Genomic DNA, 11,738 nt, shown 5'->3' on the forward strand with positions numbered 1-11,738 from the left:
AAGCCCCCTTCTTTAATTTTTACATGAAATAAATCAAATACAAAACGCCGCATACAATGGAACTATCTTCTTATTATCTTCAAACCCAAAATTCTTTGCAGACAATCTAATTGCATATTCCGGTTTAAAAGCCTCCATATAAATCTGCAGACTTTTCGCACGGGTGTTATCTGCTGATTTTACTTCTATTGGAATTAATTTTCCATCTCTTTGAATGATAAAATCAATCTCTGCTCCCCGCTCTGTTTCCCAGTAATACGTATGATATCCATTAACAGCAAGCTGTACATTCACATAGTTCTCTGCCATACCGCCCTTGAAATCATTAATCTCATCTACCATATAGAGAACGTCTACCGGTGACAGATCTTTTTTTGCGCAAAGAAGTCCCATATCTGATACATAAATCTTGAATGAATCAATATCACGGTAATTTTCAAGAGGCTTTTTAATCTGTTCTACCCGATATACCTGTGACACAATTCCAGACAGGCATAGCCATTCAATAGCATTCTCAAATTCCGATGCGCGTCCGCCTTTTTTTATCAGTTTATACTGAAAACGTGTGTTTTTCTTTGAAAGCTGGACGGTTATATTGTCGTAAGTAAGTCTTGTTTTCTTAATCTCATTTTGAGTGTTATATTTGCTCATATCATTGAGATAACTTGCAAGAATTGTATCCTGGGTATAGCGCACGAGAATGTAATCCTGGGTCTCTGTATATTTCATTACACACTCCGGCATGCCACCCACAACAAGATATTTTCTGTAAAGCTGCATGGCAGATTCATGAAGCGCAGATGGCAGAGGTGTATCTGTCTCAAAACTTTTCCTGATCTGTTTTACCAGAGTTTCTTCTCCCATTGCCAGCATAAATTCTTCTAAATCCATTGGATATAATGTTTTCATATCTACCTTACCGACAGGAAATGAAAATTTTGTTCTGTTAACTGCTACACCAAGGAGACTGCCTGCTACAATAATGTGATAATCAGGAGCATCTTCGCAAAAATATTTCAATGATGTCAGTGCTCGTTCGCAAAGCTGTATTTCATCAAATATGATCAATGTCTTTTCTTTTATGATCGTCTGTCCTGCTATGTGTGACAAAATAGGGATCAGATAATCCGGACTGATGTTTTCTTCAAAAGTTTCATTCAGTCTGGGATTCATTTCAAAGTTAAAATATGCCACATTCTCGTAATATTTTCGTCCAAATTCCAAAACAGAATATGTTTTTCCTACCTGTCTTGCCCCTTGCAGGATAAGTGGTTTTCGGTGTTTACTTTCTTTCCAGTTTTCCAAGAAGTCCATGATTTTTCTGTACATTGCTTTGACCTCCCTCAGATATACAGTTTTCCGCTTAGTCAAACAGATAAATGATCTGCTTCTCCAAGCCGCACTACGCCGAATATCTACTTCGCAGTTTACTTGGTTAAAATTACAGGGACGAAAACAATTTTCGCCCCTGTAATTTTATCTTTGACTATATTTTAATAATTATTCATGTAAAAATCAATATATTTTTCTTTATTTTTTACATTAAATCATGTTTATTTTGTTTAATTTTTTACACTAAATTACATATTTATTCTCCTTGGATATCGATCAACACATATTCTGATCTGCATCCTGTCTTGAATTTAATGGCCCAGTCGGAGATTCCGGAGGTTACGATGAAGTTGGTGTTGTCTCTTTTTTCGTAGCCGTAGACTTTGTCGTCACCACCGAGACCTGTGAGGTTTTCGATATTCATAAGTGGGAAGAGCTGACCGCCGTGGGTGTGACCGGATACTACCAGATCTACGCCAGACGCTGCCTGATATAGATTTGCTCTCAGTACTTCTTCTGTAAATTCATCCAGACTATCATAAAGCCAGCGCCATGCACATGATCACTGCTAATTTTTTCTTCATTGCTTGTCCTCCTCTTTAACTCAGATGGATAATCAGCTCACCTGCTGCATTTCGGCTAATGATTTTCTGAAAATAGCCCGAAAAAATAGCAGGTGTTTTCTATACACCTACTATTTTATTCATTTATTCATTTATTCTTTTATGTCTAATACCTATTTTACATTAACTTCTATTACTTTCAGGCATATCTGTAAATCTAAAATCCAAGATAGTTAATCCACCCTTATGTTGAGCAGATTAGTCAAGCGGATATTCGCAATTGAAGCAGGGGACTTACTTGATTTGGTTAAACTTTATTGCATTTACCTTGTATACCTGTCAATAACTGTTATGATACGGTTGATATCCAGCGGCTTTGCTACGTGAGCATCCATTCCGGCTTCGCGGCATCTGGCAGCGTCTTCTACGAAAGCGTTGGCAGTCATGGCAATGATCGGCATGTGGGAATCGTCGGAGTTTTCTTTTTCCATACTGCGGATGGCTTTTGTGGCTTCGTAGCCATTCATTACCGGCATCATGATGTCCATGAGAACTGCGTCATACTGCTGTCCTTCGGATTCTGCTTTGGTGACTGCTTCGACGGCCTCTTTTCCGTTCCATGCGATATCTACGGTTGCTCCGGCCTCTGTCAGCAGGAAATGTGCAATCTCCTGATTCAGCTCATTATCCTCTACCAGAAGCAGTTTCTTTCCATGAATTTCTGCAGGCTCAGCAGACTCTTCGGGTACTTCTTCCTGCTGTTTGCTGTCAATCGTAAACGGAATCGTAACTGCAAAGGAGGTTCCTCTGTCTTTCTTGCTGTAGACTTCGATGCTGCCGTTCATCTTATCGATCAGACGTTTCACAATCGACATCCCCAGACCGGTTCCTGTATACTTTCCTTTTACCTCTTCATTCTCCTGAGTAAAAGGCTCAAACATTTTCTGCTGGAATTCTTCACTCATTCCGATACCTGTATCTGCAATAGTAAAACGAATGGAAATCTTCTCACTGTCCCGGAAAATCTCTCTGGTATCCACCATAATGCTTCCGCCACGCTTGTTATATTTCACTGCGTTTGAAAGAATATTTGTCAGGATCTGACTTACATGTGTATAGCTTCCCACCACATAAGGTTCTTCCAGTCCCTCCGGAGTACAGTTCGTTATCTGAATATGGTATTCCTCTGCCTGAGCATAAACAATTTTCATGCAGTGTTCTACCAGTTCATTCACATTAAACGGCTCCTCCGTCAACTGTGTCTCACCACTTTCAAGTTTGCTCATATCCAGAACATCATTGATCAGCAGAAGAAGCTGCTTCACTGCTGTTTTCTCTTTCTCACGGTTCTCTTTCAGACGTTCTACATCCTCTGCATATCTGTCCGACATTTCCAGAAGCCCCAGGATTCCATTGATCGGCGTGCGGATATCATGGCTCATTCTTGCCAGAAATTCTGACTTGGATCTGTTTGCCAGATTTGCCTGGGCATAGGCTCTCTGCAGTTCCATCTTCTGCTGCTCCAGTTCCAGATTTGCAAGTCCCAGTTTCTCATTGATATGAATGATTTCTTTCTCTGCCTGGAATACTTCATCCATATTGCAGACGGATATGATCCACATCTCTTTTCCATCAGGAAGCTGACAATTTCGCTTGACAAAACGAACCCATAATTTATCACCGTTCTTCTTGAACATGTGCATATTTCCGGCACCTGTTTTCTCAGCAAATACCTTCTCAGAAAAATATTTTCCCTGATAAGGTGAGATCATCCGAAGCAGTCTGCTCCTGGTCTTCTGTTTCATTTCTTCCGCTGAATCATATCCAAGCATATCTACCATTAATTCGCTGAACATACAGACTGGCAGACCCTCATCATAAAATCCTCCCATGACACCTACTCCATGGTTCTCGCCAAGCATTGAGCGGATTTCAGATTCCATATCCTCAGTAAAAGTCACACCCTGTTTATTGACAAATAAACCTTCTCCATAATATGTCTTTATCAACGCTGTAATTTCTCCTTCCAACCCTCATCCATCCGGTAATTATCCTTATCTCGTCATCCATTTAGTCTATATTTTATTGTACCTTATCAAAAAGTTTTTGTCACCTGATTTTTCCATTTTCCTGACAAATCATGTCTACAATCTTCGCAGAAATTCGCACTGTGAAATAGTTGCTGTATTTTTACCACAAGTATATTAATTTTTCTGGAGCTTTTTATAAAAAGCCAAAATTCCCCAACCAAAAAGGAACCCAGCATATGCTCAAAACATATACCAGATTCCTGATCAACAGAAAATTTTTTCTACTCCATGCAGGCGGATAAAATCCTCCATATTCAGTTAATATTCTTCGTAATTATCCCGCCATATGCAGTACTTCAAGTAAAAGTACCCAGCTCAGTCCGTAATATGTCACTACTGCCACAAGGTCGTTGATGGTAGTGATCAGTGGACCGGAAGCTACTGCAGGATCAATATTGATCTTCTTAAAGAACAGCGGAATACAGGTTCCTACTGCACTGGAGATCAGCATTGCCAGAAGCAGGGATACGCCGATACATCCTGATACTGCATACGCAAACATCAGTGTTTTTCCCTTAAACAGGAAAATATACAGTCCGATCAGCACAAAAGAGAAAAATCCCAAAAGGCTGCCGTTGCATAAACCAATCCGCATTTCTTTCAAAACCAGTTCCAGCTTCTGTTTGCCTGTCAGGGATTCATCCATCAGAACACGGATAGTTACGGCCAGAGACTGTGTACCTACGTTACCTGCCATGTCCAGGATCAGGGACTGGAAACACATAATGATCGGAAGTGAAGTTACTACCTGTTCAAAAAGTCCTACTACAGAAGATACAACCATTCCAAGTGCAAGCAGGATCACAAGCCACGGCATACGTTTCTTCATACTCTCTTTCAGCGGCTCTTTCAAATCCTCCTCTGCAGTCAGACCGGCCAGCTTCGCATAGTCATCACCCATCTCATCATCAACCAGATCAATGATGCTTGCGGATGTGATTACACCAAGAAGCTGATTGTCATTATCAAGAACCGGAATGGAATCCTCGGAATAGTCTTTCAGATCCTCGATACAGTCATCGATATTTTCTTCTGCGTATACATAAGGATAGGAAGTCACTACCAGATTCTCAAGGAGATCATCCCGTCTGGCAATGATCAGTTCTTTCAGATCAATAGCTCCGTAAAATTTCTGCTGGTCTGTTACTACGAAGATCGTAGAAATATTGTCGTTCTTTGCTGCCTGTTCGATCAGACTGCTCATCGCCTGTTTCACTGTCAGCTTGTCTGTGATCACAATGAAATTTGTAGTCATGCGGCTTCCGATCTCGTCCTCATCAAAGGATGCGATCATTTCCACATCGCGGCGAACCTCCGGTTCTAACAAGTCGATCAGTATTTTTTTCTTTGTTTTCTCAATTTTATTTAATACATCTGCCAGAGCATCTGTTTCCATTCTGGATAAAATGGCTGCTGCTTTTTTTACATCCATTTCATTCAGATACTCTACTGCATTCTCCTCATCTGTGTATTCAAAGATATCGGAAAGCATGTCTGTGTCCAGAATACGGTACATTTTGTATCGTTCCTGTACAGTCAGTTCCGGCATTACATCTGCCAGGTCGTTCTCATGATAATCCTGAAGTCTCGCCGCCATTACTGCCGGAGAGGTGTTGCTACGGATGATCTTGAGGATTTCTTTGGAATAATCCTGTACTCTTTTCTCCATCTTTTCTTCCTCCGTTTTTTACATATAAACACAAAAAGCGCTGCCACAAAATTGCAGTCTGACGAATTAAAACATCCTCCTTGCTATTTGCGTATAACCAGATTTGCTTCCAGTCTGATTAAAATGCACACGAAAACAAAGCAGTCTGTTACATTCGTTACGTTTACTGCCACTCTCATTATGCATTTTTTCAGCACAACAAATAGTAAGTTACCCAAAGCGCACTTACTGTTTATGTACTGTACAAATATGTAATTGCATGATTCGGGGAATTTCATAGAAACAGGATAAGAACTCAAAAAGATACCAGCTTTTTCCACAATCCGAGACTGTCATTTGCCGACAGATAAAGAGTACTTATATGGAAAAATCAGAAAATATATGACTACAGCAGAACAGAATGGCTGCTATACTCATATACTCTTTTTAATTCAGATCCTGTGCTACTACTTCGCCCATGAGAATCGCAATTATCCATTCTGTTCCACCTGCCTTTTCTTTAAAATTTATAGTTTCTGATATCGGACTCTTCTTTGAAAATCCGATTTCAGACAGCAAATTTTATGCTGTTCCATATTCTTGAAACAGCATTTTTAAAATTATTTTCAATTTGCAATGTTATTGTAACCGCCCTGTAGAGAAAAAGCAACCCTGTTTTCTTATTTTTTACATTAATTTTTGTTAATATTAACGATGCTGTCAGCTTCGCTTGTCTGCAAGCCGGATAAACTCTTCCATCTCTCTGGTGCGGAACTTATTCTTATGATAAAAAATCTGCCTGTACATGGAAATATGAACATCTTTTACATCCAGTGTGATGATCCGGTGTTTATAAATATCCTGTTCTACTGCAAAGTATGGAAGAAATGAGAGTCCCTGATTCAGTTCCAGCATACGGATGATAAACTCAGTATCACTGATCTCAAGTACCGGTGAAATGGACTGTCTGCGCAGGGCAAGCTGCTGATCCAATGCCTGTCTGTAATTGGCATGCTTCTCTGTCAGGAAAAAAGGCTCCTGCAAAATATCGTCCAGCACCAGCCTCTCTTTTCCGGCAAATCTGGATGCAGCAGAAGCAACAAACACTACAGGTTCTGCCAGTTCCATGACTTTTACCCAGTTCTCGTCCCATCTCGGAGTATCAAGTATGTAGATCAGATCCAGTTCATTGTGTTCCATCATACGGATCAGTTTCTCTGGAGAATCTACTGTAATCTGCAGATTTACACGTGGATGCAGAGAATGAAATTCGCTCAGAATTCTGGGGAATTTGGCAGTACATAATGACTCGATCGTTCCAACATGAAGTGGATTCGTCAGTTCTCTGCCCTCATTCATGGACTTGCTTGCCTTATTTACTTCATAGAGAATTTTATTCGCAGATTTCAGAAATTCTCTACCCTGCGGAGTCAGAACTACACGTTTTCCCATGCGGTCAAAGAGCCTGGTATTCAGCTCTGTTTCCAGAAGTCTCATCTGCACGGTGATCGCAGACTGAGAATATCCCAGCATCTCTGCTGTCTTCGAAAAACTTTCCAGTTGTGCCGCCTGCACAAAAGTCTGTAACTGACGTATCTCCATCTTTTATCCCTCCCTGTCTTATGTATAATACATTCTTTTCTGTCCTTTTTTCACCTGTTCTTTAATCGTTTCATTTTTCATAATCCTCTTTACAAGCCGCTTATAAACTGATAAAAAAAATCATTTCCGGATTGCTGTTATGAATTATTTTCAATCATCATATAAAAACTATGAATTTGATTCGTTTCTATGTCAATGATATAATGCAGTCACAAAGACGTCAATAAAAATTTTGTGCACATTTTACAACACAATTTATCAGGCTATCATCTGCTTTATTTCTGACAGCGCGGGTCATAATATAACCAGATGATCACTCATACTGTTCACTGCATTTACTCCTCTGACTCAACTTCTGAACAGTACACTTTTTAGGAAAGTATAAAAAACACGTTGAGAGGAAAAGATTTCTATGAAGAAAAAAAGTTTTAAATTAGGGCTTGTCCCGAAGCTGATCATTGCGATCATCCTTGGTATCCTGTTTGGTCAGTTTCTTCCGGAAGGCTTCTGCCGTTTTGTCGTAACTTTATCCGGATTTTTCAGCACATTCCTGAAGTTTGTCATTCCTATGATGATCCTTGCTTATGTAACTATGGGTATTGCGGACCTGTCACAGGGTGCCGGTAAGCTGCTTCTGATCACTGTTATCCTTGCTTACGGTTCCACTCTGATCGCAGGTTCTTCCTCATTCCTGGTAGCTTCCAATCTGTTTCCAAGTTTCATGAGCGCGGGTGCTCTGGATCAGATCGCAGCTACTGCTGATGTATCCCTGGAGCCATTTTTCTCCATTTCCCTGCAGCCGGTTATGGATACACTTTCCGCTGTTGTGCTGGCATTTATCCTGGGATTATGCCTGTCATCCATGCGTGGAAAAGAAATCGGAAACAGCTTATACAATGGTGTGAATGATTTCTCCAAGATCATTGACAAAGTCCTTCACACAATCATCATCCCACTGCTGCCACTGTACATCTGCGGAACTTTTACAGATATGACCATCTCCGGCAAAACTTTTGCCATCCTTGGTATTCTCTGGAAAGTATTCCTGGTTGTTATCCTGATGCACCTGATCTGCATTTTCATCCAGTTCTGCATCGCAGGCGCAGTCAGCAAGAAGAATCCTTTCTCTCTGATCAAAAATCAGATTCCTGGATATGCTACAGCACTTGGCACTCAGTCCTCTGCTGCAACAATCCCGGTTAACCTTCAGTGTGCAGAAGCAGACGGTGTCTGCGAACAGATCCGTAACTTTGTTGTTCCGCTCTGTGCGAACATCCATATGGCAGGTTCCATGATCACAATTACAGCCTGCGCAACTGCTGTCTGTCTCATGAACCAGCTTCCGATCAGCCTCGGAACAGTTATCCCGTTTATTATGACTCTTGGTATTGCAATGGTTGCTTCCCCTGGTGCTCCTGGTGGTTCCATCATGACTGCTCTGCCGTTCCTTTACATGGTATTCGGTACTGAGGCAGGTGATCCGGATGGTGCGATCTGTGCTATCATGGTAGCCCTGTATATTACTCAGGACTCTTTCGGAACTGCATGTAATATTTCCGGTGACAATGCTATCGGCGTGATCGTTGATACTATTTATAAGAAATTTATCTTAAAGTCCGATGCTGCTTCTACAGTTGCAGAAGCAGAATAATAAAAATTATGCAGGAATGCTGATATGCCGTTTCCTGTAAATCAGGCAGGCATTCACACTCAAATGTGAAGCTTGCCTGATTCCAAGTTTACATGATTTAATAATTCAAATAACAGGAGAACAAACAATATGTCATTTATCAGTGCATTTGATGTAATGGGTCCGAATATGATCGGTCCTTCCAGTTCACATACCGCAGGTGCGGCGCGTATTTCCTATCTTGCCCAGAAAATGATCGAAGGCCCATTAAAAAGAGCCGACTTCATCCTGTACGGCTCCTTTGCCAAGACTTACCGTGGTCATGGTACTGACCGTGCCCTGCTGGGCGGTATCATGGGTTTCTCTACAGATGATATGCGCATCCGGAATTCTTTTGAAATTGCTCATGAGAAAGGTCTGGAATTCTCTTTCACTCCCAATGAGCAGGAAACAGATATTCACCCGAATACCGTAGATATCTGCATGGAAAATGAAAAAGGCCAGAAAATGACTGTGCGCGGTGAATCCCTGGGGGGCGGCAAGGTCCGTATCGTAGAGATCAACCATGTGCAAGTAGACTTTACAGGCGAATACAGTGCAGTGATCGTGATCCATCAGGATACTCCGGGCGTTGTGGCTTACATTACCAAATGCCTGAGTGACCGCAATATTAATATTGCATTTATGCGTCTCTTCCGTGAAGGCAAGGGCGATATCGCCTATACGATCGTAGAATCTGACGGCAAACTTCCTGAAAACATCGTTCCTGCTATCCGTGAGAACCAAAATATTCATGAAGTTATGATCGTACAGATGTAAAGAAAGGGGGATTTTTATCATGGATTTTAAAAATGCAAATGAACTCTTAACACTCTGTGAAGAAAAGAATCTTCCTGTCTCAGAGGTTATGCGTATCCGTGAAATCGAGCTTGGCGAAACATCTGCTGAAATTGTAAATGAAAAAATGACACGGGTACTGGAAATTATGAAAGATGCCGCATTCTCTCCTATCAAACAGCCTGTAAAATCTATGGGCGGTCTGATCGGCGGCGAGGCCAGAAAACTGAGTCTCCACGCTCAGGAGAAAAAAGGGCTCTGCGGCGATCTGCTTCAGAAAGCGATCACTTATGCAATGGCCACACTGGAAACCAACGCTTCCATGGGTCTGATCGTAGCATCTCCAACTGCCGGTTCTGCCGGAATTGTTCCGGGACTGATGCTGGCAATGCAGGAACATTATCATTTCTCTGATGAAAAGATTATACAGGCATTATTTAATGCAAGTGCTATCGGTTATCTGGCAATGAGAAATGCCACTGTTGCCGGTGCTGTAGGCGGATGTCAGGCCGAGGTCGGTGTTGCCTCTGCTATGGCAGCTTCTGCTGCTGTAGAACTGATGGGTGGTTCACCGAAAGAATGTACTTTTGCTGCATCTACTGTTCTTATGAACATGCTGGGTCTGGTATGCGATCCGGTCGGTGGCCTGGTAGAATATCCATGTCAGAACAGAAATGCCGCAGGTGTGGCAAATGCCATCATCGCTGCCGAGATGGCTCTCGCCGGAATCCCGCAACTAATCCCGCTGGATGAAATGATCCAGACAATGTTTACCGTAGGTAAGAAGCTTCCCGCTGAACTTCGTGAAACTGCTATGGGCGGATGCGCCACCACGCCGTCTGCCTGTGAGGCATGTCATATGTGCAGCTAATATGCCGATAAAGTCAAACGGATATTCGCAATTCGCTTGGCTGGATTTTGACTATCTGCAAATTTGCATTCATGATTATATTATAATAGAAAGAACTGTTACAGAAATTATTTCTGAGAATCGTATAGATTCTAACGAAAGCCTTTATCTGTATCAGTTCTTTTTTTATTTTTCAATTTGGTCTTCTGCACAGAATCATTTGAGCATCCAAGCCAATGACGGCGATATCATTCTCGCACACTCATAAAATTTTGTTCCTCAGATCCGGCTATTTTTATTCAATCTGATATTTATAAGCAATTGGTTATTTTTCAGTAACAAAAAGACTGTCTACGCAGGCTACATTTCCTAACATGTATCTGCCAGACAGTCTTTCTTTATTAATTTCCAATCTTTTCCAGTAATTTAGATGTAAAATATGTATCAAAAAACTGAACGATAGGTCCAAGTCCAAATGCACTGACCAAAGTTCCAAGTCCTACAATTCCGCCTGCAAGCCAGCAGATCAGTGCACATATTGCATCATTTGAAACTCTGTGCCAGAAATATGGGATTTTCGGCCATTTCTCTGTCATGATCAGTGACAGACTGTCATAAGGAGCCACACCCTGTCTTGTCAGCTGATACATGGAAACACCAAGACTTGTTACAACTACACCCACACATACGATCAGGATTCTCTGTACCATATGATCTGGATTTCCGACAGTTGAAACAAGAATATTATAGAAGAAAGTAACAAAATATCCAAGAAGTACAGCATTTACAAATGTACCAATCCCGATCAGTTTTCTTCCAAAAATAATCTCTATTACAAATATGCACATATTTAAAATGATCAAAAATACTGCATATTCAATCCCTGTCACCTCTGCCAGTGCCATAACCATACCGCTAAATGGATCATTTCCCAGTCCGGAAAGCTTAAAAATAGCAATTCCAAGCCCAAGAACAATATTTCCAACAAGCATTATGAGCACATATTTCCAGTTTATATTCTTTATCCATTCACTCATTTCTTTTTCCTCCGTAAAATCACTTCTTTATATCTTATTATAATGTACCCATAACAGTGGACACGCGAATTAGTGTAGTACCCGTTTTACGGACACCCACACAAGACATGCCCCTGTTCTTAGACACTGTTCCCATGTGAACCCTTTTT

General features: G+C 41.2%; 8 protein-coding genes. 3 read left to right on the forward strand and 5 right to left on the reverse strand.

The genetic code is table 11. The features are described 5' to 3' along the window. Nucleotides 1–33: 33 nt before the first annotated feature. From ACTNES_RS07900 to ACTNES_RS07915, 4 genes are all read right to left on the reverse strand, one after another. Complete coding sequence (locus ACTNES_RS07900; RefSeq protein ID WP_300334936.1) at nt 34–1,329, reverse strand: ATP-binding protein; 1,296 nt, start codon at nt 1,327–1,329, stop codon at nt 34–36. Between the two features lie 889 nt (nt 1,330–2,218). Continuing rightward, entirely contained in the window at nt 2,219–3,904 is a 1,686-nt protein-coding gene (locus tag ACTNES_RS07905) for an ATP-binding protein (protein ID WP_441039073.1), read from the reverse strand. A 355-nt stretch (nt 3,905–4,259) separates the two neighbouring features. Further along, nucleotides 4,260–5,654, reverse strand: a complete 1,395-nt coding sequence (gene mgtE, locus ACTNES_RS07910) for a magnesium transporter (protein ID WP_216460554.1) — start codon at nt 5,652–5,654, stop codon at nt 4,260–4,262. Nucleotides 5,655–6,353: 699 nt separating this feature from the next. Continuing rightward, nucleotides 6,354–7,235: a LysR family transcriptional regulator gene (locus tag ACTNES_RS07915; protein ID WP_216460555.1), complete on the reverse strand. Its 882-nt coding sequence runs from the start codon at nt 7,233–7,235 to the stop codon at nt 6,354–6,356. Nucleotides 7,236–7,647: 412 nt separating this feature from the next. Between ACTNES_RS07915 and ACTNES_RS07920 the strand changes: the two genes are divergently transcribed. The 3 genes from ACTNES_RS07920 to sdaAA all read left to right on the forward strand — a co-directional run bounded on the left by ACTNES_RS07920 (nt 7,648) and on the right by sdaAA (nt 10,573). Further along, the gene (locus ACTNES_RS07920) at nt 7,648–8,886 is read left to right on the forward strand and encodes a dicarboxylate/amino acid:cation symporter (protein ID WP_300334933.1); all 1,239 of its coding nucleotides are present in this window, start codon (nt 7,648–7,650) and stop codon (nt 8,884–8,886) included. Between the two features lie 129 nt (nt 8,887–9,015). Next, nucleotides 9,016–9,684, forward strand: coding sequence for an L-serine ammonia-lyase, iron-sulfur-dependent subunit beta (gene sdaAB, locus ACTNES_RS07925; RefSeq protein ID WP_291808853.1), 669 nt, complete (start codon nt 9,016–9,018; stop codon nt 9,682–9,684). A gap of 19 nt (nt 9,685–9,703) precedes the next feature. Then, the gene (gene sdaAA, locus ACTNES_RS07930; RefSeq protein ID WP_291808858.1) at nt 9,704–10,573 is read left to right on the forward strand and encodes an L-serine ammonia-lyase, iron-sulfur-dependent, subunit alpha; all 870 of its coding nucleotides are present in this window, start codon (nt 9,704–9,706) and stop codon (nt 10,571–10,573) included. A gap of 380 nt (nt 10,574–10,953) precedes the next feature. Here the strand turns inward: sdaAA and ACTNES_RS07935 are convergent, their stop codons facing one another. Then, nucleotides 10,954–11,589 (reverse strand): YczE/YyaS/YitT family protein, encoded by a 636-nt coding sequence (locus ACTNES_RS07935; protein ID WP_291808860.1) that lies wholly within the window; start codon nt 11,587–11,589, stop codon nt 10,954–10,956. Nucleotides 11,590–11,738: the final 149 nt, after the last annotated feature.

The organism is Blautia sp. HCP3S3_D9 (assembly GCF_052063845.1).
Lineage (GTDB): Bacteria > Bacillota > Clostridia > Lachnospirales > Lachnospiraceae > Blautia_A.

Excerpts from the sequence above, each read along its gene's own strand:
- ACTNES_RS07900 (WP_300334936.1), bottom strand. The coding sequence starts at position 1,329 with ATGTACAGAAAAATCATGGACTTCTTGGAAAACTGGAAAGAAAGTAAA.
- mgtE (WP_216460554.1), bottom strand. The coding sequence starts at position 5,654 with ATGGAGAAAAGAGTACAGGATTATTCCAAAGAAATCCTCAAGATCATC.
- ACTNES_RS07915 (WP_216460555.1), bottom strand. The coding sequence starts at position 7,235 with ATGGAGATACGTCAGTTACAGACTTTTGTGCAGGCGGCACAACTGGAA.
- ACTNES_RS07920 (WP_300334933.1), top strand. The coding sequence starts at position 7,648 with ATGAAGAAAAAAAGTTTTAAATTAGGGCTTGTCCCGAAGCTGATCATT.
- sdaAB (WP_291808853.1), top strand. The coding sequence starts at position 9,016 with ATGTCATTTATCAGTGCATTTGATGTAATGGGTCCGAATATGATCGGT.
- sdaAA (WP_291808858.1), top strand. The coding sequence starts at position 9,704 with ATGGATTTTAAAAATGCAAATGAACTCTTAACACTCTGTGAAGAAAAG.
- ACTNES_RS07935 (WP_291808860.1), bottom strand. The coding sequence starts at position 11,589 with ATGAGTGAATGGATAAAGAATATAAACTGGAAATATGTGCTCATAATG.